This window comes from Chordicoccus furentiruminis (assembly GCF_019355395.1).
Classification (GTDB): Bacteria; Bacillota; Clostridia; order Lachnospirales; family Lachnospiraceae; genus Chordicoccus; species Chordicoccus furentiruminis.
In genome coordinates this window covers 2,308,443-2,332,500 of the sequence record NZ_CP048829.1, presented here as the reverse complement: position 1 = coordinate 2,332,500, position 24,058 = coordinate 2,308,443, and the positions used below count along the sequence as shown (strand labels likewise).

18 protein-coding genes are annotated in these 24,058 nt (G+C 55.9%); 3 read left to right on the top strand and 15 right to left on the bottom strand.

Annotation, left to right across the window (positions count from 1 at the left end):
• Positions 1–245 precede the first annotated feature (245 nt).
• Positions 246–620 carry a diacylglycerol kinase family protein gene (locus tag G4C92_RS10565; protein WP_274939807.1) on the top strand — a complete coding sequence of 125 codons (375 nt, stop codon included), beginning with the start codon at positions 246–248 and terminating at the stop codon, positions 618–620.
• 21 nt (positions 621–641) lie between these two features.
• On the opposite strand, the gene G4C92_RS10560 is transcribed toward G4C92_RS10565, so the two are convergent.
• Positions 642–2,717 (bottom strand): ATP-binding protein, encoded by a 2,076-nt coding sequence (locus G4C92_RS10560; protein ID WP_274939806.1) that lies wholly within the window; start codon positions 2,715–2,717, stop codon positions 642–644.
• 162 nt (positions 2,718–2,879) lie between these two features.
• On the opposite strand from G4C92_RS10560, the gene G4C92_RS10555 reads away from it, so the two are divergent.
• The gene (locus G4C92_RS10555; RefSeq protein ID WP_274939805.1) at positions 2,880–4,262 is read left to right on the top strand and encodes an MATE family efflux transporter; all 1,383 of its coding nucleotides are present in this window, start codon (positions 2,880–2,882) and stop codon (positions 4,260–4,262) included.
• Between the two features lie 81 nt (positions 4,263–4,343).
• On the opposite strand, the gene G4C92_RS10550 is transcribed toward G4C92_RS10555, so the two are convergent.
• The 6 genes from G4C92_RS10550 to G4C92_RS10525 form a co-directional block, all read right to left on the bottom strand.
• Positions 4,344–5,285, bottom strand: a complete 942-nt coding sequence (locus G4C92_RS10550; protein WP_274939804.1) for a radical SAM protein — start codon at positions 5,283–5,285, stop codon at positions 4,344–4,346.
• Positions 5,282–6,667, bottom strand: a complete 1,386-nt coding sequence (gene amrA, locus G4C92_RS10545; RefSeq protein ID WP_274939803.1) for an AmmeMemoRadiSam system protein A — start codon at positions 6,665–6,667, stop codon at positions 5,282–5,284. Before amrA ends, G4C92_RS10550 begins: the two co-directional genes overlap by 4 nt.
• A 100-nt stretch (positions 6,668–6,767) precedes the next feature.
• The gene (locus tag G4C92_RS10540; protein ID WP_274939802.1) at positions 6,768–7,685 is read right to left on the bottom strand and encodes a hypothetical protein; all 918 of its coding nucleotides are present in this window, start codon (positions 7,683–7,685) and stop codon (positions 6,768–6,770) included.
• Positions 7,686–7,747: 62 nt separating this feature from the next.
• Positions 7,748–8,611 carry a hypothetical protein gene (locus G4C92_RS10535; protein ID WP_274939801.1) on the bottom strand — a complete coding sequence of 288 codons (864 nt, stop codon included), beginning with the start codon at positions 8,609–8,611 and terminating at the stop codon, positions 7,748–7,750.
• A gap of 262 nt (positions 8,612–8,873) precedes the next feature.
• The gene (locus tag G4C92_RS10530; RefSeq protein WP_274939800.1) at positions 8,874–9,146 is read right to left on the bottom strand and encodes a hypothetical protein; all 273 of its coding nucleotides are present in this window, start codon (positions 9,144–9,146) and stop codon (positions 8,874–8,876) included.
• A 2-nt stretch (positions 9,147–9,148) separates the two neighbouring features.
• Positions 9,149–10,504, bottom strand: a complete 1,356-nt coding sequence (locus G4C92_RS10525) for an ISL3 family transposase (RefSeq protein WP_274939796.1) — start codon at positions 10,502–10,504, stop codon at positions 9,149–9,151.
• 234 nt (positions 10,505–10,738) lie between these two features.
• On the opposite strand from G4C92_RS10525, the gene G4C92_RS10520 reads away from it, so the two are divergent.
• Complete coding sequence (locus tag G4C92_RS10520; RefSeq protein WP_274939312.1) at positions 10,739–12,064, top strand: IS1380 family transposase; 1,326 nt, start codon at positions 10,739–10,741, stop codon at positions 12,062–12,064.
• Positions 12,065–12,233: 169 nt separating this feature from the next.
• Here the strand turns inward: G4C92_RS10520 and G4C92_RS10515 are convergent, their stop codons facing one another.
• The 8 genes from G4C92_RS10515 to G4C92_RS10480 all read right to left on the bottom strand — a co-directional run bounded on the left by G4C92_RS10515 (position 12,234) and on the right by G4C92_RS10480 (position 24,032).
• Positions 12,234–14,270: an N-6 DNA methylase gene (locus tag G4C92_RS10515; RefSeq protein ID WP_274939799.1), complete on the bottom strand. Its 2,037-nt coding sequence runs from the start codon at positions 14,268–14,270 to the stop codon at positions 12,234–12,236.
• The gene (locus G4C92_RS10510; protein ID WP_274939798.1) at positions 14,271–14,471 is read right to left on the bottom strand and encodes a DNA-binding protein; all 201 of its coding nucleotides are present in this window, start codon (positions 14,469–14,471) and stop codon (positions 14,271–14,273) included.
• A gap of 392 nt (positions 14,472–14,863) precedes the next feature.
• On the bottom strand, positions 14,864–15,841 hold the full coding sequence (locus G4C92_RS10505; protein WP_274939797.1) for a hypothetical protein: 978 nt from the start codon (positions 15,839–15,841) through the stop codon (positions 14,864–14,866).
• A gap of 101 nt (positions 15,842–15,942) precedes the next feature.
• Positions 15,943–17,298: an ISL3 family transposase gene (locus G4C92_RS10500; protein WP_274939796.1), complete on the bottom strand. Its 1,356-nt coding sequence runs from the start codon at positions 17,296–17,298 to the stop codon at positions 15,943–15,945.
• 347 nt (positions 17,299–17,645) lie between these two features.
• The gene (locus G4C92_RS10495) at positions 17,646–19,397 is read right to left on the bottom strand and encodes an ammonium transporter (protein WP_274939795.1); all 1,752 of its coding nucleotides are present in this window, start codon (positions 19,395–19,397) and stop codon (positions 17,646–17,648) included.
• A 361-nt stretch (positions 19,398–19,758) separates the two neighbouring features.
• A complete protein-coding gene (locus tag G4C92_RS10490) occupies positions 19,759–21,078 on the bottom strand; it encodes a M18 family aminopeptidase (protein WP_274939794.1) in 1,320 nt (439 codons plus the stop codon).
• Between the two features lie 10 nt (positions 21,079–21,088).
• Positions 21,089–21,718, bottom strand: a complete 630-nt coding sequence (locus tag G4C92_RS10485; protein WP_274939793.1) for a class I SAM-dependent methyltransferase — start codon at positions 21,716–21,718, stop codon at positions 21,089–21,091.
• A 136-nt stretch (positions 21,719–21,854) separates the two neighbouring features.
• Positions 21,855–24,032 carry an alpha-galactosidase gene (locus tag G4C92_RS10480; protein WP_274939792.1) on the bottom strand — a complete coding sequence of 726 codons (2,178 nt, stop codon included), beginning with the start codon at positions 24,030–24,032 and terminating at the stop codon, positions 21,855–21,857.
• Between the last annotated feature and the right edge of the window lie 26 nt (positions 24,033–24,058).

Here is a 24,058-nt window from a genome sequence, read left to right as displayed (position 1 = left end):
GACGCCTTGTCAAGAGCGAATTTATTTTTATTCGTCCGGCGTGCTTCCCGGCCTCCCGGCCGTCAGAGCCGTCCGCTCGGAGCGAACGGTTGCTATACTACCATGAAGGACAGGGCGCGTCAAGTGCATTTTTTAAAAATCCGGAAGCGTCTCCTTCCCCGCGATCTGATCCGCTTCGCTTGCCGACGTCCTTCCCCCGATGTAGAATCAGGTTACAGCCAAAACGAAGTCGAAAGGAGAACGCCATGCGCAAATCAGGAAAGTCTCCGCTGCTCCGCAGCTTCGGGTACGCGTTCACCGGAATCGGCCGCACAATCCGGGACGAACGCAACATGAAAATCCATCTGGTCTTCACCGCCCTCGTCATCATCGGCGGGATCGTGCTCCGCATTTCACGGGCTGAGTGGATCGTCTGCCTGATCCTGTTCGGACTGGTGATGGGACTCGAGCTGGTGAACACCGCTGTGGAAGCGGCCGTTGACCTCGTAACCGAAGAGAAAAAGCCGCTGGCCGGCAAGGCGAAGGACGCCGCGGCAGGTGCCGTGCTCGCCGCGGCGATCGCGGCCGCCGTGATCGGGCTGATCATCTTCATCCCGAGAATCGCGCTCTTTTTCTCCTGACACGCCGTCCGCAATCCTCCGTCAGCGTTCCGCAATCTCACGGACAATCCGGAGGATCTGCTTCCGGTCGAGCGGCTTCGTGATGTAATCGTTCATGCCGCAGGACCGCGCTTTCATCATCGACGCGTCAAAAACATCCGCCGTCATCGCCACGATCGGGATCGACCCGGAGAGCGCCCGTATCTCCTGCGCCGCCTCGTAGCCGCTCTTGACCGGCATCTGAAGATCCATGAAGACCGCGTCATAGTAGTCCGGCGGCGATGCCCGGAAGAGATCGACGGCCTCCTGACCGTCCTTCGCGCAGACGACAAGCAGCCCCATCAGGCTGAAGAGGCCGACGGCCACTTCCCGATTGAGCTCATTGTCCTCCGCGAGAAGAATCCTCATCCCCGCGTACCGCCGTTCATCCGTCTCTTCTCCGGGCAGCCGTCCGGCCCGTCCGGTCTCGCCCCGGTCAATACCGAGCAGAATCGTCACCATGAAAACCGTGCCGGCGCTCTCATGGCTTTCCACCGTGATGTCGCCGCCCATCTGACGCGCCAGCGTCCTCGAGATCGCCAGCCCGAGCCCTGTCCCCGTCCCGTATTTGCCGGGATTCCGGTTCTCCTGCACGAACGGCTGGAAAATCCGCTTCTGAAACTCCTCGCTCATCCCGCAGCCGGTGTCACTGATCAGGAATGTCATCCGGAGCCGTCCGTGAATCACACTCTGCTGTACCTGCATCGTCACCGTTCCGCCGGCATCCGTGAACTTAACCGCGTTGTTGAGCAGATTGATGAGGATCTGCTGGATTCGGAGCCGGTCGCAGATCGCGTTCCCGATGACGAGCCCGTTGTCGTCGATCAGCAGATGAACGCCCTTCGCATCCGCCAGCGGACGAATGATGAGATCGACCGCCTGGAAGAGATCGGAGAGGTTCGCATTCTCCTCGACCAGCCGGAACTGGCCGCCTTCAATCTTGTTGATGTCGAGCACGTCGTTGATGATCCCGAGCAGATACTGGCCGGACGAATTGATTTTATGAAGATACTCGACCGCCGTGTCAAGATCGGTGGTCTGCATTCCCAGCGAAGAAAGCCCGATTACCGCGTTCATCGGCGTGCGCAGTTCATGGCTCATCCGGGAGACGAACTGCGTCATATTCCGGTTGGCCGCGCGTTCGCTGTCAAGCGCCTTCTTCAGCTCATGGTCCAGCCGCTCAATCTCCCGGCGCCGCGCGTAGTCCTCCGTCACATCGATGAAGCTTCCGACGAAGCCGATGATCGTCTGCCCGTCGTAAATCGGCGCCTTGGTCGCCAGAATATCCCGTACCTTTCCGCGGATCATGCATGTGCCATGCACCAGCATCGTGCTCTCGCCCTGCAGGACCCGAAGCTCGTCCCGCCGGAACGGCTCCGGATCCGGATGCCAGCCCATATCCTCATCCGTCTTGCCGATCAGTTCCTTCTCGGACTCAAAGCCGTAGAAATCGAGAAACGCCTGATTGACGCCGACGAACCGCCGCTCCGTATCCTTCCAGAAAATGCAGTCCCTCGTCTGACCCAGCACTTCTCTGAAAAGAAGCTGGTTCATCCTTGACTGGACGCGCTCGCCCTGTGCGATATGGCCCGTGAGGTCAAGGCTCATGATGTAAACCAGCGTATCCGGCGTATCGGGAGACAGGTCAGGAAACGGAATCGCGTCCTCCGGTCTCGCCGGAACGCCGGGTCTCACCTGCTGCGTCCGGACGGAACGGATCGCTCCCTTGTATTTCCGGTAGGCATTGCGGTCGTCTTTCCGGATCCTCACGCTGAAGTCGCAGAGGAATTCCGGTTTCGCGACGGAACGGCGGATCGTATCCAGTATCAGCTCAAGATCGTCTTCGTAGACGAACCGGGAAAACCGGCGAAGCTGCCTCACGAAAGAAGACTCGTCCATCTGGATGGACTTCAGGAACAGATCGGTTGCGAGCAGGCACTCGCCGAATGATCCGCGCACGCGAAGCACTACCATGTATTCCGGAAGCATACGCAGCGCGTTCTTTTCTTCTTCCGTGAACACGCACGCCGCGCCCGATCCTTCTTCGCTCAAAGCCGTCCGATGATTGTCCGTTTTCATACAGGAAGCACCTCCCCGCCGCTGTTGTCTGATGATTCCGATACCGTTAGTGTAGCACGGTTGGGAAGGGCATGAAACAGCCACTTGACGTAAGACCGGCTTCTTTCCGTTTGCCTCGCGCCACCGGAACTGATATAGTGAAACGGGGGTAAATCTTACATCATGGCAGACCTGAGAAACAAAAACGCGATGACGCACGGAACGATCTGGAAGGAAATTCTTCTCTTTTTCTTTCCGATCCTCATCGGCGCGTTCTTTCAGCAGCTCTACAACACAGTGGACGCGGTGATCGTCGGGCACGCGGCGGGGAAAGCCGCGCTGGCCTCGGTCGGCGGCTCGTCCGGACAGATTCTGAATTTCGTCTTCTCCTTTTTCATGAGTCTTTCCGCCGGCGCGACCGTCATCATCGCCCAGTTCTTCGGGGCGGGCGATACCGCCAAGGTGGACGACGCGCTTCACACGGCCTACGCCTTCTCTCTCTCCGGAGGACTCGTGCTGGGAGCTGTCTGCTGCGCGCTCGCCGGTCCCCTGCTGCGTCTGCTCCGGACACCGTCCGATCTGATGGACTCCTCTCTCATCTACACCCGGGTGCTCTTCGCCGGGCTCGTGCTCACGCTGATCTACAACATGGGGTCCGGCATTCTCCGCGCCGTCGGCGACTCGAAGAAGCCGCTCTACATTCTGATCGTCTGCTGCGTGATGAACATCGTGCTCGATCTCTTTTTCGTCATGGTGCTCAGAATGGGCGTGCTCGGCGCGGCTGTCGCCACGGATATCTCGCAGGCGGTCAGCGCAGTGCTCGTGACCTGGCTGCTGATGAAAAAAACGCGGGGCATGCGTCTTTCGCTCAGGAGGCTCCATATCACACGGAGGATCCTCGGGAAAATCCTCGCGATCGGACTGCCCACCGCGCTTGCTGACAGCATGTTCGGCGTATCGAATATGATCCTGCAGACCGCGATCAACCGGATGGGCATCGACTGCGTCGCGGCGTGGACCGCCTACGGCAAGCTGGACGCGATCTGGTGGATGATCAACAATGCGTTCTCGACCTCGATCATCACCTTCGTCGGCCAGAATTTCGGCGCAGGCCTTCCCCATCGGATCCGCCGCGGCACACGGACGGTGCTTGCAATGGAAACGGCGGCGGGCATCGGTATGTCAGCCTTCGTGCTGCTCTTCGGCAGGACGCTCCTCCGGCTGTTCACGGACGACCCCGGCGTCATCGCGGTCGGCGTCCGGATGATGCGCGTGATCGCGCCCTTCTACTGGGTCTTCGCGGTTTTCGAGATTCTCTCGGCGACCCTCCGGGCGGAAAGCTGCGTGATCATCTCGACCGTCACCAATCTGATCGGCGTCTGCCTCTACCGCGTCGTCTGGGTCCGGCTGATCGTGCCGGACGGCTCCGTCGAGCAGCTGCTGGCCTGCTACCCGATCAGCTGGATCGTGATCTCCGTTTTTATGGCCTTTTACTACCTCATCCGCCAGAAGCAGATCCTGGCGGCGCAGATTCCGCGGAGGGCGGAAACGGGCTCGCGCAGATAAGCCCGCCGCAGCCGCCGGACTCATGCCATCCGGAAAAAAGCGGGCCGAAGCCCGCTTTTTTCCAGCGCCGCGCGCTCTTTCTCAGCAGTTCCCGACATAGACATATCTGAGGACGCGCCCCGCCTCCTCCGCGAGACGGTACACGGTTGAAACCGGCGTGGCGCCGCGGTCCGTCATCCGGAAGCGCGGGAAGAACCTCGTCACATGAAGCGGGATTTCCTTCCCCCGTCCTCCGTCAAGGCCCGCGACCCATCCGGCCAGCGCGCGCATTTCCTCCACGGAATCATTCATCCCCGGCACGATCAGCGCCGTCAGTTCCAGGTGTGTGCCGGCCGCCGCAGCCGTCTCGATGAACGCTTTGACCATCGGGAGGCTGCCGCCAAGCACGTTCCCGTAGGTTTCCTCCCGGAAGCTCTTGATGTCGATGTTCATGGCGTCGATCCACGGCAAAAGCTCATGAAGCACATCCGGTGACGCCGTCCCGTTGGAAACCAGCACATTCTTCATCCCTGCCTCATGAACAAGGCGGGCTGTGTCGCGCACAAATTCATACCCGACCAGCGGCTCGTTGTAGGTGTACGCCACCCCGATATTGCCCTGCGTACGGAGCGCCTCCGCCTCCCGGCAAAGCGCCGCAGGTGTCATGCTGATCAGCGGAATCCGCCGGATCCGGCCCTCCGGGTCCCGGAAACGTGCCTCCGTCTCCCGGAAATCAGAACCGTCCCTTTCCCGCACAGCCCTGGAAATTTCCGCGTTCTGGCAGAACGGGCAGAACAGATTGCAGCCGAAGCACCCCGCTGAAAGGATCCGGCTTCCCGGGAAAAAACGGCGCAGCGGCTTCTTCTCGATAGGATCCAGCGCCAGCGCCGTCAGAAGACCGTAACCGGCCGGGACGACCCGTCCGTCGCGGCAGACACGCGCGCCGCAGGCGCCCGTCCCGCCTTCCTCCAGCCGGCAGCGCCGGAAGCAGACCTCGCAGCGCACGGCTTTTTCATTTTCCACCACAGCGCTCACCTCCGTCATCTGTGCCGGACCACCTCAAACCGCTCAAGCGTCACCGCTTCGCCCTCCCCGATGCCGGCCTTTCTCTTCGCGATGGCGATCTGACGCTCCGGCGTATCGACACCTTCCAGATCCGGCAGCAGAAGGCCCCGCCGCTCTCCGGCCGTTACGACGACGCCGTACCGCTCCGGATCCAGCTCCCGGACGGAGGATACCGGCTCCGTCGCGCCGAGAACATCCACGCTGATCTCCAGCCGGTCCAGCTCGCCGCGGCGAACCGGCGAAAACCGCGGGTCACGCGAAGCCGCAGAGAGGGCATTTTCCGCGATTTCTGCGGCGACCGAAGGCCGCGTCGGCGAAATCGTGCCGATACAGCCTCTCAGCTGCCCCTCCTCGTGGAGCGAGACAAAGACACCGGCCCGGCGGCCGGTCATCTCCTCCGGCAGTCCGTCCGGCAGAGAGATCCGTCTGTGATGAAGCACGTAAGCCTCCACCGCTGCCCGCGCGAGCCGCACATACGGGTCCTCCGACGCCCGCTCGTTCTTCCGCCGCTCCGCCTCCTTCTCTTCCCACTTTTTGAGGAAATGCCGCTCCGGATCCGGACCCGTCACCCGGAAGGCCGCGACGCCGTAGCCCACTCCCAGCTCGCCGGTGTGGCTCAGCACGCGGCACTCCGCCGCGCACCCGTCCAGCGCGCCGGCCATGATGCAGAAGCTCCGGTGCCCGCACTCCGCCGCCTTCTCGAGAAACGCCTCATCGTAGTCGAGAAACCGGCCGAACCGCCCTTCGGCCGCGTCCTTCAGAATCAGTTCATCGTACACCGGCCCCGCCGGGTCGAAGCCGTAAGGCCCGTCGGCCTGCATCTTATGCGAGAGATCCCCGCTGGCGATGAAGACCACGCGCCGATCAAGCGCATCCGCCGTCTCCGCGATCAGCTGTCCGAACCGGTAATGGTCCGCCAGCGACAGCCCCGAAAGGCCCACGCGCACGAGCCGATAATCCGTATACGCCTGATTGATGAAGTACAGCGGAACGATCGTGCCGTGATCAAGCGACGAATCCCGCTCCCCCATCGTGCCCGCGGGAAAATGCAGCCGCTCCGCCTTCTCCTCCAGAAGAGCCGTGAACGCCTCGTCATACGACGCGTCGATCCGGACGCCTCCGGCCCGGAAGCGTCCGAGATCCCCCGACGCGCGCCGTCCCGGCGAAACATGAAAGTAATCCGCGTACATCACACTGTGCGGTGAGGAGAGCACGATCGTCTCCGGCGCCAGCTCCCGGACAAAATCCGCCGCCTTCCGGTAAGCTGCCGTTGTCTCCGCGATTCTTCTCTCCTCTCCGCGTCCCACCTCCGGCACGATCACCGGCGGATGGGGAACCATACATGCGCCAACCACTGACATACCGCGTCACCTCCTGAACACGATCCGGCAGCCGTATACATGTTCTCTTTCAGAGAAAGCGCAGGCTGACGTACCAAACGCCAGCCTGCGCCCTGTCATTTTATGCCGTACATTGCAACCGGTAAACCCAGAAGACAAGTCTTCCGTTCCTGTACTTCGGGATAAAGCAGGCATAGCCCGGCCCCCAGCCTGCTCCCTCCCGGCTGAACCCGGCCCGCCTCAGCTTCGATTCTGTCACCGCCTTTGAATCGCCGATCACGACGCCATAGTAACGGAGCAGCCGATTCCCGCGATTGGCCGCGTAGAACACATTACTCGGATAGTAAGACGCGTCTTTGTTCGCGCCGACGACCACGTTCTGCCCGGTATAATAAAAAGTCGGATAAGAAGCGTTTCTTCTCCTGCTCAGCCCAAGAAGAACGGCCATCGAATTTCCGCCGTTTGATGCCCAATAGTGGCAGTTCTTAAGGTCATACGGCCCGGCCTTGCGGTATGCATTCCGCATAGAACCCGGAGCCCCGCTCCCCTTCTTTCTGAGCTGGACCTGCATCGCCTCGAGCCGAAAGGCGTAACCGGATGTGCCGGCCGGAGCTCCATTCTTCGCCCAGCCAAGCCATCCGAAATGCTGGGCATACACTCTGTAATAGACATCATATCGGCCCTTGATGCCGCCGATCAGCCTGATCCTGACGGCTTCCATCCGAAGAGATCGGCCGGTGGTGCCGCTCACCTTGCCCGCACTGCGCCAGCCCTGCCAGCCTGACCGCTGAACGCACGTGCTATACTGAACAGACCCTCCGAACGAATTATTCTTCAGGCGAACCTTCACCGCCTCCAGCCGCAGAGCGCGCCCAGTTGAGCCGCCGGTTCTTCCATCACAGACCTCTTTCTGCCACCCCTGACGCTGAAGATGCGTCTGATATGAGATCGACGGAGACCCGCCCGCCATGACCGTCATCGGCAGCACGGTCAGCATAATCACAAGCGAAAGCAAAACAGCAGTGCATTTCCTGAACATGGTGTACCCTCCTCTCATGTGTCGGCTTAGGGATCGTCGTCTGATCGGCCGTCATGGTTGGCTCAGTTCCCCTTAGCAAGTCCCCTCAAGACCTTGCCATACCGCTGCGGCTCCTCAAGCCATCCATATCCTCCATTTTTCACTATGCACTTATAGCGAACCGTTCCCGGGCCGATGTAAACCTGCGTGACCTTCACCTTCTGTCCTGGATGGACGATTCGTCCGATCTGGCATGTCGTGGCCCGTCTGTAGAGCCGGAGCGTTCTTGAAGCGGGATAATACCAATCCTTGTTCAGATAGTGAGCAGTGTCACCTCTGTTTTTCGTGACCGAGACATACCGGTTCTTCAGCTTCAGCCGGCCTCCCCGGTCACATGCGCTCACGTTCACGCACAGCGGACCGAGGGCATTCGAATAGATCTGGTATTCGAATGTGATCGTATTTCCGGACGCGCTGATATGAAAAGGAACTTCAAACCTCGGGAATCTGGAGTACTGCCGGACATCAAATTCGTTACGGAACCGCTTGCCCGTATAGGAGTAGACGCCGAACAAATCCCCGGTGCAGTCATCTCCTGCCCCCATAATACAAAGGAAAAAACGTCCGTTCGCAAGCCGAACCGTACACAAATCCAGCCCTAATATCTGCCCTTTTGACCTCAGCGTCATCTGCTGTCCGTTTATGGAAAGATAAACGCACGTCCCGGACCAGTTTCCGTACCTCGCTACGATCCAGTCCTGCCGCCCGTCTCCCGTCACATCGTAGCGGATCCGAGAGACGCTTGCATCTTCCAGCTCCCATAAAGGCAGGTTTGTGACTCTCGCACGAGCCGCCCGTGCCTCCACCGGCGTCAAAGCCATTTCCACACAAGTGATCATCATCACCAGCGCGCTCACAACACGTAAAATCAGTCTTCTCATCTTCATGGCATACCCCTCCTCTGCCCTGTTTCAAATCATGTCTTCATGATGAACGACCTGCCTGCTGATTCATTGCCGCGTGTTTCCGTCATCCCTCCATCCGCAACTGAGCAGCCAGCAGGAGATACTCAATTCCAGCTTCGTTCAATTGAAATATAGCTCGAATCAGGCTGTTTGACAACCAGACTGCCTATATCAAAATCCGCTTCAATGCTGTCCGCAAAGTTGCCTCCGGATCCTGACATCCAATCCGATTCAGACAGGGGCATTACCCCTTCGATACACTTACCTTCACGGCAGCGGCTTTCCCGTCCTGAGCGTAGAAATACACACTCGTCGTCCCGCTACTCAAGGCCTTGAACGCGCCTTTATCATCCATTGAAAGAATGTGACCATCGGAAGCTTCCGCAGCAAGAGGCCGAATTGACTCCTCCGAATAATCTCCATCTGCATCTTCGATCTCCGCTGTCAGAATAAAAGGGCTCTTCGGGCGTACCTGTGGGTAAAATCCGTGGCAGAAATGCCCGTTAAGCCCCTCCATTGTTAGTTTTCTGGCTCCGCTATCGGCCTGTTCGGTAAAGGAACCTTAATATTCGAGCAGACAAGCATGATCATATCGATCATACTCTCCACATCTCGGAAGCCAAATGCTCTCCGGATGATCAATTTGATTTTGTTGTTGGTCGACTCGATTCTGGCATTGCTCATCTTCAATCGAATCGTATTGAGGATGTGCTCTTCATGCCGGCGGATCTTGTGACCAAGCTCCTTGAATTCATCGATGCGGCTGTGGGTGGCTCTCCAGAAGAACCTGTCCAGTTCTTCCTTTGCCTCATCCGCATCGTCCATATGAAGAATGAGCCTCAACTGCTCTTTCAGCAGGTACCCACGATACAGACGTTTATTGCTGACCGCGATTTCAGCCAGCTGCGTTTCCTGCTTGTTGGTCAGGTGTTCCGGTGCTTTCCCTAATGCGTAAGCAGAGCCCTTTATTTCAGCCGCTTTCTCCTCCGCCTTATGGACGGCAATGGAATCCTTATCCTTCAAAGCTCCGCGACCGCGCTTGCGCTTAACGGTCTTCTTGAGCTCCTTGAGTTCCTGATGGGCATCGCGCCACGCTTCCTTGCGAAGAGCATCAAGTGCTTCGTTTGCCCACTCTACAACGTGGAAGGAATCAACGCAGCGTGCACAGTTCGGAAGGTATTCTTCAATGCACTGGTCGATCCATCTGGCACCGTCACCGGTAACAACCTTTATGGATGCCCTCTGCTCTGGAGTAAGGCTTTCCAGAAACTTGGAAAAGATCTCTTTTCCGTGCTTGTTGCTTGCCCAGACAACCGTATTGGTATCGTGGTTCACTATGACGGTAATGTACTTGTGACCCTTACGATAGCTTGTCTCATCGATTCCGATGTTGACAAGGTTGTCCAGCCGTTTACCTGGATCAGGCTCAATGTATTTGCGGACTCTTGTGATGCAGCGGGCAACGGTCTTCCAGTCGATCCGGAGGTACTCGGCTACGGCGCTGCGGCTGAGATTCTCAGCCATCCAGGTGGCAGTCAGATCAAAGCTCTTGGTGAATCCGGAATCGTGGAACGCCCATGGAACGGCAGCAACCAGAACGCCGTGCTTCGGACATCTGATCCGCTGGGTATACGCATTGATGTACACCAGGATGCCGGCAAAGTCGAGGGCTCTCCAGGACCGGATAATACTGGATCTGTCATAGACAGAGCAATGTCGGCCGCAGATCGGACAGCGGTCAGACTCCCGATTTTTGGGACGCATACGGACTGTGAGCTTCTTTACTCCATGTGCATCAACAGAAAAATCGGCGCCTTGAACAACTGCACCCTTGACGTCAAGGATGTTCTTCAATAATGTATTAGCTGAGGTCATTGGAATCTCCGTTCTGTATTTCTTCGACAGCTATACATTACGAGAGTCCGATGACCTTTTCAATTGTTATCTTGAATTATTCACCGCAAGGCGGTGATTGCGACTAAAAGTCGCATGGTTACTATGGTTACACAGCTTTCCTGCTTTCACTTGAAAAGTGAATAGAAAAAGGACCCTATTCTTGGTAAAATCAAGGTGTCGAATCAATCAATTACCAAGAGAAAGAGGTCCTCTATGACAATTCTAAACACCATTTCACTTGAAAGCAATAAGCAAATCAAAATAAATTTTGACGGCGGCGACCTTTCCTCTGACGGCGGATTGCTTCTGATCAAAGAATTCGCCTCAAAGATCGGCCTGACAAAGCTTGTAAAACAGCTTTTTAAGACCAACGATCATACGAACTGCCGCATTCACACGGACCCTGATAACCTGATGCAGATGGTCTATCAGATCATAGCTGCTTATTTCGAAGATGATTGTGCCGATGAACTGACAAACGATCCAGTACTGACCGCAATCCTTGATAAAGATATACTTGCTTCACAGCCTACACTGTCCCGTTTCTGGAACCGCATGGATGAAGATACGCTCGCTCAGTTGGCGATGATCCAGTCAAAAATGAGAGATGTTGTTTATTCCAGTAAAATGCCAGAGTTTATGCTGTTTGATCTGGACTCCACCCTACTGAACACATATGGCGGCCAGGAAGGTGAAGGCTTCAACTTTCATTATCAAGCCCACGGCTATCACCCGCTGCTTTGCTGCGATGGGCTGACCGGAGATCTGCTGAAATCGGAGCTGCGTGATGGTACACAGTATTGCAGCAAGGATGCCGATCAGTTCATGATTCCACTGATGCAGGAGTACAGGATAAAATATCCATCATTGCCCTTGTATCTGCGTGGTGACAGCGGTTTTGCCTCGCCGGAACTGTATAAAGCCTGTGAAGAAAACGACTGCAAGTATGCGATCCGCCTGAAACAGAACTCGACATTAATCAAGTATGCATCCGATGCGGATGAAGACCTTTACCGGGCTACTCGTGAAAACCAGGTTGATTACGCTGTGGAATACGGCGAGTTTGAATATCAGGCCGGCAGTTGGCCTCATCCGAGAAGGGTTGTCTTTAAGATTGAGAAACCCTATAACCAGATGGTCCATCTGTATACCTTTATCGTCACAACGATGGAAACAGCTCCATATCAGGTCATTAAGTTTTACTGTGGCCGGGGCAAGATGGAGAACTTCATCAAAGAAGGAAAATCTGGGTTCGATTTCTCTTCTGTGAGCAGTCGTTCCAAGGTGGTCAATGCAAACCGCCTGCAAGTACATGCTCTTGCCTATAACCTGTTCAATTGGTTTCGACGACTGGTATTACCCGCAGGCATGAGAAAGCAGCGGATCAATACCGTTCGTTTGAAGTTGCTGAAGATCGCCGCGAAAGCGGTTCATTCAGCAAGATATATCATATTCAAGCTGTGCAGCAGCTGCCCTTACAAGAAAGAGTTTAATGAAACGCTCTTAAATATCAGGCAGCTACAACCACTGCTGGAATAAGCAGTAATTCGTGAACCTTGACAATCTCAAACGCAACCACTCATAAACAAGGGGATAATTTGCCCTTTTTGTGGATAACTCTCTGCTTTTGCGAATGAGATGCCATCATCAAACAATTATCTGACGAGATTTCCAGTTGGAATCTAACGTCATGAATAATTCAGGGTTATTATGGTAGGCAGAGGCTATTTCCTACCCACACATGTGCACGAAGCCTCATTTTTTTCCGAATATCGCCCTCACGTCCACCGTGAAACAAGACACCTTGCGGCATAACTACCGCACAGCGCCCCTTTCCGGGACGCATCGACTTGTACATATGCTGTAGCCACGCAAAGTCAGCATTTGAATCAGTGGGGCTACCCCAAATGTTACGTCCCCACTGATCATTCTCGAAAATCTCTGCCCCCCAGTGATCCAATCCAAACGGGGGATTCGCAAGAACACAGTCAAACTGTTGAAGCTGACCATTATGAATGAAAACCGGTTTTCGTAAAGTGTCTTCGCGAACAATCTTAAATTCCTTAGCTCCGTGAAGGAAGAGATTCATTCTCGCAATAGCCGAGGTGGAAAGATTTTTTTCCTGACCATAAATCTTGCCATATGAAGCCTTTTCGTCATCCATATTGCGAATGGCTTCAATAAGCATGCCTCCAGTTCCACATGCCGGATCATAAACAGACTCACCTGACTTGGGATTCAGTAATTGAACCATAAGCTTAACAATTGAGCGCGGTGTATAGAATTCTCCTGCGTTCTTTTTGCTCATATCCGCAAATTTCTTGATTAGATACTCATAAGCATCGCCCATTACATCGGCGGAATAATTTTTATTTCCGACCGGCATAGATGACATATGCTCGATAAGGTTCTTCAATCGTTCATCATCCAGTTTTGTCTTATCAGTCCAGTTAGCATCATCAAAAGAAGAGAATAGGCCAGCCATTGTATCTGGGTTAGCATGTTCGATACCCATCATAGCGTCTACAATAGCTTTACCAACATCTTCGCTGGTATTCCTCACATCATTCCAATGGCAACCCTTCGGAATCACAAAAGTGTGTAATTCTTCTTCTGGATAGAATGCGATGTCATCACCATACTGTTCTTCATTCTCAGCCGTCTCTTCATCATAGACATCGGATATGCGTTTAAAAAACAGAATCGGGATAACGTACGACTTATAGTCGTCCTGGTCTATAGGACCACGCAAAATATTGCACGCCTCAAATAAATGATTGAAGAGTGCGTTACTTGTGATTTTCTTCCAATACTCAGTAGTGCGATCTGCTAGGTCTGATTCTTTTATTGCTTCAAGTACGATATCTTCCCTGGATAATGCTTCGGTATTTTTGCTCACATCTTTCATAGGCTTGTGTTTTGTTCTCTTAAGTCCTGATTTCGTTTCCTTTTCAGAGATGAATCCAAATTTGTCCTCAAAATCGGTTAATATTTTAATTTGGTCCCCATCCAAAAAAGTAAGCCCGTGCTTACGGAGCGCTGCGGGAATCCCATAATAGGCTTCTGCAACGCTGCCGGCAATGGCAGCAATCGTGTCGCTGTCTCCGCCAATTGAGATGGCATTTCTGATAGTATCTTCATAATCCGTGGATTCAAAAAATGCCTCTAATGCTTGCGGAACAGAGCCTTGGCAACTCACATCAAACGTGTATGTTGGCCTAATATCATCCAACTTAAACGTGATATGATAATAATTGGCGTTGATATAGTCTTGGATTTCCAGAAGGTTACTTCCATGAAGAGCCATATAAATAGCAACGGTAACAGCCTCTGCACCCTTGATCCCTTCAGCGTGATTATGCGTGACTTCCGTCACGATACGCGCAAGAAGCTTAGCCTCATCCATAGAAGAGGCGACATATGCACACGGACTTACCCGCATAGCCGCCCCATTACCGTAACTGTTATAAGGCTTAGGAGAATCGCTGAGTAGCCACTTATGAAAATTTCCGCCGTAACCAGCATGCGGATATTTTCTGCCTAGCGTCTGCATCCATTTAATGGTTTTGTCTGTAAGAACGCGATAATCATCCTTGCTTTCAAGAAGAGCCTTAGCAACAGCCAGTGTCATGATGCTGTCATCCGTCGGTTCACATCTATAAGTCAGAAGGTCAAACTCTTTGCTCTTGATGTTATTCCACTCAAACCGGGAACCAGCAATATCGCCTATAATGGCTCCTAACATTTACTCCGCCTCCTGTTTCATTTTTATATAACGCCCTGTCTTTATTCTTTCATCACGAGGCTTTTCAGCATCTTCCGGGATTGCCCAGTAAGATCCGATCTTTATTGCTCCTGGTATTCTTCCTGAAATACAAAGATCATTGATTCTTCTTCCTGAAACATTCCATTTGACTGAAGTTTGTTTTATAGACAAATACTTCATTTGAATTCTCCAATAATGGCGGTTTTATGCGGTATTTACATTATGCGCGAAACCTAGAAGGATATCAATATAAACTCTTGTTCCATCTCAATGGTGAGAGATATTTCTGACACCAAAACATAATACTACTATATTGGCAAGCAATGATAAGAGGCGCCGCTACCGCTCGCTCTTATCGATTCTGCTTGTTGGGAATTCCCAAACCCTTTGATCATTTCCTTTCGGAAATGGCTGCGCGTTCTATCGGTGCTCCGCACCTCAGAACACTAAAAAAGAGGCACACATGGTACTGCATCTGGCAGTCCTGTGTGCCTCCTAAAGACTATCTATTTCCCAATATTCAGATTTGAAGTGCTCTGTCCACGCAAGTGTACAGCTATGATCATGAATCATTACTGTGCGAAAAGCATGGCTGTAGAAACTACTCCATCCTTTATCTCTACTCCAAGGAACATACCCGAGTCCTTCCGTTCGTCGAGGAGTTCCGCAAATTCATCCTTTGAAACCGTAACAGTGCTCTCTTCTCCACCCTTCTGGTATACTGTGTTATCGTCAACTATAAAAATGTGCTTCAGGTCGGAAGAGATATAAATCGAATCCTGGTCCATGGAATTTCTGTAATCCATGGAGCCACATGCGATAAGCTCGTTTCCTTCCAGTGAAGCCTCATAAACAACTCTGTAGAAGGTGCCATACTCATTTGTCGTGTCAATCTTATCCCTCTCAGTGGATAAAAGAAACGAGCTCATAAATCCGTCTGCTGTCTCATATTCCGCTGGAGCAGATGCGCTGTTCTCTGGTGGAGTCGGAGTATCCTGCTGACCGGGATCCACTAGGTAATCCCTCACATTGAATGTCTCTCCGGTTCTCTGCTCGTCATCAATAATTCCGGGCACCAGCTCAGTAACATATGTATCCCCTGTGACAGAGTCAATATAATATCGTGTCTGTGCCGCAGTATATGAGCGATACAAAACAACTATTTCACCATCTTCGTTTGTTGACACATCCCAATACTCACTGAATCCCTCAGTGTTAATCTCATCAGAAAAGTCTGGGATAGTTGCCTTACAATAGTTAATAACTGCCGCATATGCCTGATCTTCAGAAATGCTATCCGCTCCATTATCTAAAGTCGTATCTGCCTCTAACTCACTTGAGATGTTTTCAGTCGTATTATCTGAAGCTGCATCTGGCACAACGGGATTCACTTCCTGGTCTTCGATCGAAGGAACAACAGTGTTTTGTTCGACATCATCCAAAGCCTCCACCGACTCAGACACATGCTCTGTTTCTTCCTTATTTCCACAAGAAGCTATAGGCATTGCCATGCACAAGGTTATTGCAATTATGATAATTCTACTTCTCATTTACATGTTTCTCCTTCCAAGAATGCATCATTAATGTTGGCTCTTCGGGCGTACCTGTGGGTAAAATCCGTGGCAGAAATGCCCGTTAAGCCCCTCCATTGTTAGTTTTCTGGCTCCGCTATCGGCCTGTTCGGTAAAGGAACCTTAATATTCGAGCAGACAAGCATGATCATATCGATCATACTCTCCACATCTCGGAAGCCAAATGCTCTCCGGATGATCAATTTGATTTTGTTGTTGGTCGACTCGATTCTGGCATTGCTCATCTTCAATCGAATCGTATTGAGGATGTGCTCTTCATGCCGGCGGATCTTGTGACCAAGCTCCTTGAATTCATCGATGCGGCTGTGGGTGGCTCTCCAGAAGAACCTGTCCAGTTCTTCCTTTGCCTCATCCGCATCGTCCATATGAAGAATGAGCCTCAACTGCTCTTTCAGCAGGTACCCACGATACAGACGTTTATTGCTGACCGCGATTTCAGCCAGCTGCGTTTCCTGCTTGTTGGTCAGGTGTTCCGGTGCTTTCCCTAATGCGTAAGCAGAGCCCTTTATTTCAGCCGCTTTCTCCTCCGCCTTATGGACGGCAATGGAATCCTTATCCTTCAAAGCTCCGCGACCGCGCTTGCGCTTAACGGTCTTCTTGAGCTCCTTGAGTTCCTGATGGGCATCGCGCCACGCTTCCTTGCGAAGAGCATCAAGTGCTTCGTTTGCCCACTCTACAACGTGGAAGGAATCAACGCAGCGTGCACAGTTCGGAAGGTATTCTTCAATGCACTGGTCGATCCATCTGGCACCGTCACCGGTAACAACCTTTATGGATGCCCTCTGCTCTGGAGTAAGGCTTTCCAGAAACTTGGAAAAGATCTCTTTTCCGTGCTTGTTGCTTGCCCAGACAACCGTATTGGTATCGTGGTTCACTATGACGGTAATGTACTTGTGACCCTTACGATAGCTTGTCTCATCGATTCCGATGTTGACAAGGTTGTCCAGCCGTTTACCTGGATCAGGCTCAATGTATTTGCGGACTCTTGTGATGCAGCGGGCAACGGTCTTCCAGTCGATCCGGAGGTACTCGGCTACGGCGCTGCGGCTGAGATTCTCAGCCATCCAGGTGGCAGTCAGATCAAAGCTCTTGGTGAATCCGGAATCGTGGAACGCCCATGGAACGGCAGCAACCAGAACGCCGTGCTTCGGACATCTGATCCGCTGGGTATACGCATTGATGTACACCAGGATGCCGGCAAAGTCGAGGGCTCTCCAGGACCGGATAATACTGGATCTGTCATAGACAGAGCAATGTCGGCCGCAGATCGGACAGCGGTCAGACTCCCGATTTTTGGGACGCATACGGACTGTGAGCTTCTTTACTCCATGTGCATCAACAGAAAAATCGGCGCCTTGAACAACTGCACCCTTGACGTCAAGGATGTTCTTCAATAATGTATTAGCTGAGGTCATTGGAATCTCCGTTCTGTATTTCTTCGACAGCTATACATTACGAGAGTCCGATGACCTTTTCAATTGTTATTATGGTAGGCAGAGGCTATTTCCTACCCACACATGTGCACGAAGCCTCATGTTGTTCGTTGTTTTGCTGTATTATGCTGTATATTATACTACATATTCATCCGATTGCATTATTGTCAATTGATTTTTTCACTAATAGCCAATGACTAATGCGCTGTTTTCTTCCCTCATCCCGGCGTTTCCATAAAAGGGCGGCGGCGCCGGAGTCCCGCTCCGGCGCCGCCGCCCGTCTTTCATGCCCTATTCATATAGTCTGAGTCCCATCCAGCCGGAACGCGTCACTCCACATCGCGGAGCGCATCGATTCCTTCCTCGCCGGTGCGGATCTTGACGACTTTATGGACGTTGTAGACGAAGATCTTGCCGTCTCCGATGTGGCCGGTGTACAGCGCCTTCTTGGCCGTCTCGATCACCTTGTCGACCGGGATCTGGCCGACGATCACCTCAATCTTCACCTTCGGGAGCAGCGTCGAGTCGACCACGGCGCCGCGGTAGCGCTCCGTCGTGCCCTTCTGGATGCCGCAGCCCATCACCTGGGTCATCGTCATGCCGCTGACGCCGAGCTCGTTGAGCGCCTTCTTGAGGGAGTCAAATTTGGAGAGCCGGCAGATAATCGAAACCTTGTGAATCCCTGCATCCAGCTCCGGAACGACTTCCGGCTCGCGGACAACCTTGACAGCCGCCTGCTTCTGGGTGTCGGACGCCTTCTCGTACACATCCTCGCCCAGATCCGTGTTCTCGTTGGGATCGAGGCCGATATCGGTCACATCCGTGATCGCGAAGCCGGAATAAGCGGAAGCGAGGCCATGCTCATGAAGATCGAGGCCGTCGATCTCGACCTGAGCCGGCACACGGAGGCCGACTGCCTTGTCGATGATCGCAAACGCGATCCGCATCACGATCAGCACATACGCCGCCACCGCCACGACACCGAGCGCCTGCACGCCGAGCTGACGCGCGCCGCCTCCGTAGAAGAGGCCCTTGCCGACGCCGTCCGCTCCGGTGGAGAAGAGACCGACCGCGATCGTGCCCCACATGCCGTTCACCATATGGACGGACACGGCGCCGACAGGATCGTCGATCTTCGCGACATGATCGAAGAACTCGACGCTCAGCACCACGATGATGCCGGACACAAGGCCGATGAAGAACGCGCCGACCGGACTGACGCAGTCGCATCCGGCCGTAATCGCTACAAGGCCCGCCAGAGAAGCGTTGAAGGTCATCGAGACATCCGGCTTTCCGTAGCGGAACCATGTGAAGATCATCGTGGTCAGCGTCGCCACCGCCGCGGCAAGGTTCGTGTTCATGAACGCGAGAGACGCAGTGTTCGCGGCGTCCGCCCCGTCCATCGCGACGGTCGAGCCGCCGTTGAATCCGAACCAGCAGAACCAGAGCACGAAGACGCCGAGCGCCATCGCCGTCAGGTTGTGGCCCGGAATCGCGCGCGCCTTGCCGTCCTTCGAATACTTGCCGATTCTCGGTCCGAGAAGCGCCGCTCCGAGGCAGGCGATCAGGCCGCCGACCATATGGACGCAGGTGCTGCCGGCGAAATCATGGAACGAGAGCTGAGAGAGCCAGCCGCCGCCCCAGATCCAGTGGCCGCTGATCGGATAGACGATGAGGGAAATCACCGCCGAATAGATGCAGTAAGCCTTGAAATTGGTGCGCTCAGCCATCGAGCCGGAGACGATCGTGGCCGCCGTCGCACAGAACACGGTCTGGAAAATCACGTAGCACCAGAGCGGCATCGTCTGCGGCACCACGCTGTTCGACGCGGTGTACGTCCCCCTGATCAGCGGATCCAGATGCCCGATGACGGGGCCCGTCCCGTTGAACATCAGTCCGAAGCCGATCAGCCAGAAGCAGGGTGTGCCGATGCAGAAATCCATCAGATTCTTCATGAGGATATTGCCGGTATTCTTGGCACGCGTAAGCCCCGCCTCGCAGAGCGCGAAGCCGGCCTGCATGAAGTACACGAGCGCGGCACAGAGCAATACCCATGTGACGGTGTTGACATTGATCTTCATATTCTCCCCTCCCGTTTCCGTGAGCGGCGCCGGCCGTCAGTCTTCTTTCATGTCTCTCCTTTTCGTCCGCCGCCCGTCCGTTTTTGCTCCGGGCCGTCCGCTCCGCTTCCGGTCATCGGGCCCTGTCACAAAACAAGGGAGAGCAGGCACGTTCCCCGAAAAGAACGTCCTTGCTCTCCCTCGTATGGTGTCAGTCTATGGGCAAGAGTCGGATCTGTCAATCGCCGTCCGGTTCATGTACGGATTTCGTACACGTGCTCAGCCGGATGTATATCTTCTGATACAAAACGCAGTCTTTTCTTCCGTGAGCACGCCGTCATCCGGATCCTCCGGATGGAAATGCAGCCGCCGGACCGTTCCGTCAGAAATCCAGCCGGTACTCGCCGTCTCCCAGCGCCGCGACGCTCCCTGAAAACAGCGTGCGCGCGGCCTCCGCCAGCCAGAGCGTGTCCTTTGAGCCCGCGGTTTCATAGGCGGAATGCATCGCCAGCTGCGCCAGTCCCACATCCACCGTGCTCAGTGCGACCTGAAGGCTGCTTAAGTTCCCGAGCGTCGAGCCGCCCGGCTGATCGGAGCGGTTGGCGAAGGTCTGGTACGGAACCCCGGCCGCCCGGCAGATCTTCCGGAAGACAGCCCCGGACACCGCATCCGTCGTGTACTTCTGGTTGGCGCTGTACTTGATCACGACGCCGCCGTTGATCACCGGCCGGTTGGTCGGATCCGCCTTCTCCTCGTGGTTCGGGTGGACGCTGTGGGCGTTGTCCGCACTCACCATGAAGCTGGAGCGAAGCGCCCGGATCTGGTCCTCCCCGGTCATGCCGGACGCCGAAGCGATCCGGTCCAGAACGTCGCGGAGAAAGGTTGACGCCGCACCCTGCTTCGTTCCGCTTCCCACCTCCTCGTTGTCGAAGACGGCGTGCACGGCGACACTTTCCGAAGGGAGCGCCGCCAGAAAACCCTTCAGTGAGGCAAAAGCGCACTGAAGGTCGTCCAGCCGGCCGCTGGCGATGAACTCTCCGTCCGCGCCGAGCACGGTTCCGCGCATCCGGTTGTACAGCATCAGATCCATGTCGAGAATCGTATCCGCGTCGATCCCCAGCTCCCGGGCGGCCAGCTCCACCACGGTCCGTCCGTTCTCCGCCATCCCCAGCAGCGGCAGAAGATCCGTCTGGGGATTCCAGCGGTATCCGTCGTTGGCCTCCCGGTTCATATGGATCGCCAGAGAAGGGATGATCAGCAGGTCCCGGTCGATGTTCACCAGCCGGCTCTCCACGCCGCTTCCCGTATCCACCAGCACGCGGCCCGCAAGCGAAAGCGGCCGGTCGAGCCAGGTCGACAGGATCATGCCCCCGTAGCGCTCCACGTTCAGCTTCACGTACGCGCCGCTCTCCATCCCCGCCTTCGTCTTCACCCGGAACGCGGGCGAGTCGCAGTGGCTGGCCATAATCTGATAGCCCCGGAAGGGCCTCTCCGGCATCCGGAACGCGATCAGCGCGGAGCCGTTGCGCGTCACGTAATAGCCCCTGCCCGGTTCCGGATGCCATCTCTCGCATTCCTTCAGCTCCCGGAAGCCCGCCTCCGCCAGCATCCGCTTCATATTGTCCACGGCAAAAAACGCGTTCGGCGATCGGTCAAGAAAGTCGATCAGCTCCGCGCTGATTCTGTCTGTTTTCTGATCCATATCACTCGCCTCACTGATTCTTTACGCCCAGCACGAGGATCATCTGCGCCTCCCCGTGATAGAAATGCACTTCATCGAAGCCGGCCTCAAACATCTTCTGCACCAGCTCGCCCGGCCGGTAGATCCGGAACGTGCCCGGGATCTTCGGCCACTGATTGTTGTCCGGATCACAGCCCTCGCAGATCACCGCGAGTTCGCCGCCCGGCTTCAGCGTCCGCCGGATCCCGGCGAACGCCGCCGTCACATCCGGCCAGAAATAGACCGTCTCCACCGCGGTCACAAGATCGAAGGTACCGTCGGCGTAAGGGAGATGCTGCACGTCGCCCCTCTGCACTGTGAGCCGCCGTCCCAGCTCGTCCCGGTTCAGCCGTCCGGTCTCCTCGACGCTGGCTTCCATGTAATCGATCCCGTCAATCTCGCTTCGCGGAGCGAGCGCAAGCAGCTCCGCGATCGTCGCGCCTCCGCCGCAGCCGACGTCGAGGATCCGTTCCTTGTCGGCCAGTTTCATATGGGAAAAGGCGAAGGCCCGCAGCGGCGCGTGCTCCCGGTTCATCCGGGTCAGCATCGCGTGTCCCGGCGCGCCCTCCGGCGAACCGGGGTTCGCCCCCTGCTCCATCAGCCGTTGTTCCTCTTCTGTCATCGTCTGTTCTCCTTATCCGGCCGGATGCCGGCCCGATCGGTCCGCATCCGGCTCCCGTGCCGCTGTTGTTCCGCCTGTTCTTTTTCCGAGGCCGTCCGGACATAGAGCCGCCCCTTCCGTCTCCGGCCGGTTCCGCTCAGACCAGATGCAGCTCCCAGCGGTACGCACGGTACTCACCCATCTCAAGCGGTACCGGAAGACCGGCGTTCATCAGGCCGTCCGCCGGATAGCGGCGGCTGTCTGCTGCATTTTCATACACCGCGCCCTCCTGCAGACCGCGGATGCGGATATATGACACCGGACTGTTGCAGTGCGCCTCCAGCGTCACGGCGCAGACGAGCGCCTGCGTGCCGTCGCGGGAGACGAAGCACCACGCGGCCACCGGGTCGCGGAACGGATCAGTCAGCCGGAAGTAGCGTCCTTCTGCGATCAGAGACGCGCAGCGGTTCCGGTCGCTGATCTGCTGTCTGATTTCGGCCTTCTCCTCCTCCGTGAGACGGGCCGGGTCCAGCTCGTACCCGAAGGTGCCCGCCATCGCCACCAGACCCCGCACCGCAAGAGACGTCACGCGGCCGCACTGCTCGTTCGGCACGGCGGACACATGCGCGCCGACCGCCGAAACCGGATAGCCGAAGGATGTGCCGTACTGGATCCGGATCCGGTCGATGGCGTCCGTGTTGTCGCTGCACCAGATCTGCGGCGTATAGTACAGCATCCCCGCGTCAAAACGGCCTCCTCCTCCGCTGCAGCCTTCGATGAGCAGATCCGGGTACTCCGTATGCAATCTCTCCAGAAAACAGTACAGACCGAGGATATAATCGTAGAGGACGCGTCCCTGATCGTGTCCGCCCCGCGTGAAGACGTCCGCGATGCTGCGGTTGTAGTCCCACTTCAGATAATCGACACCCTGATCCACAATCCGGGCCGTCTGCTCATAGATTCCGTCGACCACCTCCGGCCTCGAAAAATCGAGTACGAGCTGATTCCGTCCGCGGACTGCCCGTCCGTCCGGCGCGGTCAGCGCCCAGTCCGGATGCGTGCGGAACAAAAGACTCTCCTCGCTGACCATCTCCGGCTCGAACCAGATCCCGAACTTCAGCCCCTCCGCGTGCACGTCGCGGATCAGGTCCGTAAGCGGGCCGCCGAGCTTCGTCTCGTTGACAGTCCAGTCCCCTAAAGCCCGGTTGTCATCGCACCGGCTGCCGAACCATCCGTCATCCAGAACCAGCAGGTCCACGCCCAGCCCGGCCGCGTTTTTCGCCAGTTCTCTCAGTTTTTCCCCGTTGAAGTCGAAGTAGCACGCCTCCCAGCTGTTGAGCAGCACCGGGCGCAAGGCGTCGCGGTACTTCCCGCGGCAGACGTGGCTCCGCACGCAGTCCATCAGATTCTGGGAGAGTGTCCCGAAGCCGTCCCCGCTGGCCGTCATGATCACCTGCGGCACAGTGAAGGCTTCGCCCGGAGCGAGCGGATAGTCGAGAAGATGCTCCGCCAGTCCCATCTGCATCCGGGTCGAGTTGTACTGGTCCGTCTCGGCCGACGCGTTGAAGCCGCCGCTGTAGACAAATTCCATCGCGCAGCAGAATCCGGCGGTCTCCGTCGTCTCCCGGTCCGCCAGAATCAGCAGCGGATTGTATTCATGAGAGGAGGTCCCGCGCCGGCTGCCGATCCGGAATTCCCCGTGTCCCAGCGGTGCGCGCTGCACATTCCGCTCCATGCCGTGCCGGCCGTAGAAGCTGATCACGTCATACCGGTCCCCGTGAAGATCGAGGCTTGCCGCCAGCGCCTTCTTTACTCTGAGTTCCTCCGTCCCCGTATTCCGGATCACCGCGCTCCGGGTGATGATATCCAACCCCGGCAGCACACCGTAGAGAAGGTCCACCGCGATCCCGCGCGATTCGTCCGCGAGACGCACGGTCAGCGTCTCGGCCTCCGCGCCGTCGGCATAGACAGCCGGCAGTCCCGGAAGAGCCGGCATTCCCTTGCCGAGCGTATACCCCTGATACCGGAGGTCACAGCCCGTGTAGCCGTCCGCGCCTTCCACGGTCAGCGCGGGCGACCGGTAGTCGCCGGTCCCGGTCTGGGGATATTCCTGCGGCAGCACATCCAGCGAGTAGCTCCGCTCATTGCCGACATCTCCGGGGTTGCCGGAAAAGCCCCGGTCATAATAGGTGAGAAGATAATCCATCTCGCCCTCCGCGCGGGGTCCGTAGTAAAGATGCAGCAGCGCGCCGTGCGCGTCCGCCATCATCTGGTAGGTCGTCTGCTTCGTCCGGATCGTGAAGATCCGCTTCTTCCCGTTGACTCCGACTGCCATATGTCTTCTCCTCCGAAATGGTGAAA

What these genes read in the sequence shown, in the direction of transcription:
- G4C92_RS10485 (WP_274939793.1), bottom strand. Translation starts at nt 21,718, where the DNA reads ATGACAGAAGAGGAACAACGGCTGATGGAGCAGGGGGCGAACCCCGGT.
- G4C92_RS10530 (WP_274939800.1), bottom strand. Translation starts at nt 9,146, where the DNA reads ATGGAGGGGCTTAACGGGCATTTCTGCCACGGATTTTACCCACAGGTA.
- G4C92_RS10520 (WP_274939312.1), top strand. Translation starts at nt 10,739, where the DNA reads ATGACAATTCTAAACACCATTTCACTTGAAAGCAATAAGCAAATCAAA.
- G4C92_RS10495 (WP_274939795.1), bottom strand. Translation starts at nt 19,397, where the DNA reads ATGAAGATCAATGTCAACACCGTCACATGGGTATTGCTCTGTGCCGCG.
- G4C92_RS10505 (WP_274939797.1), bottom strand. Translation starts at nt 15,841, where the DNA reads ATGAGAAGTAGAATTATCATAATTGCAATAACCTTGTGCATGGCAATG.
- G4C92_RS10555 (WP_274939805.1), top strand. Translation starts at nt 2,880, where the DNA reads ATGGCAGACCTGAGAAACAAAAACGCGATGACGCACGGAACGATCTGG.
- G4C92_RS10540 (WP_274939802.1), bottom strand. Translation starts at nt 7,685, where the DNA reads ATGTTCAGGAAATGCACTGCTGTTTTGCTTTCGCTTGTGATTATGCTG.
- G4C92_RS10510 (WP_274939798.1), bottom strand. Translation starts at nt 14,471, where the DNA reads ATGAAGTATTTGTCTATAAAACAAACTTCAGTCAAATGGAATGTTTCA.
- G4C92_RS10565 (WP_274939807.1), top strand. Translation starts at nt 246, where the DNA reads ATGCGCAAATCAGGAAAGTCTCCGCTGCTCCGCAGCTTCGGGTACGCG.
- G4C92_RS10480 (WP_274939792.1), bottom strand. Translation starts at nt 24,032, where the DNA reads ATGGCAGTCGGAGTCAACGGGAAGAAGCGGATCTTCACGATCCGGACG.
- amrA (WP_274939803.1), bottom strand. Translation starts at nt 6,667, where the DNA reads ATGTCAGTGGTTGGCGCATGTATGGTTCCCCATCCGCCGGTGATCGTG.
- G4C92_RS10550 (WP_274939804.1), bottom strand. Translation starts at nt 5,285, where the DNA reads ATGACGGAGGTGAGCGCTGTGGTGGAAAATGAAAAAGCCGTGCGCTGC.
- G4C92_RS10500 (WP_274939796.1), bottom strand. Translation starts at nt 17,298, where the DNA reads ATGACCTCAGCTAATACATTATTGAAGAACATCCTTGACGTCAAGGGT.
- G4C92_RS10525 (WP_274939796.1), bottom strand. Translation starts at nt 10,504, where the DNA reads ATGACCTCAGCTAATACATTATTGAAGAACATCCTTGACGTCAAGGGT.
- G4C92_RS10560 (WP_274939806.1), bottom strand. Translation starts at nt 2,717, where the DNA reads ATGAAAACGGACAATCATCGGACGGCTTTGAGCGAAGAAGGATCGGGC.
- G4C92_RS10490 (WP_274939794.1), bottom strand. Translation starts at nt 21,078, where the DNA reads ATGGATCAGAAAACAGACAGAATCAGCGCGGAGCTGATCGACTTTCTT.
- G4C92_RS10515 (WP_274939799.1), bottom strand. Translation starts at nt 14,270, where the DNA reads ATGTTAGGAGCCATTATAGGCGATATTGCTGGTTCCCGGTTTGAGTGG.
- G4C92_RS10535 (WP_274939801.1), bottom strand. Translation starts at nt 8,611, where the DNA reads ATGAAGATGAGAAGACTGATTTTACGTGTTGTGAGCGCGCTGGTGATG.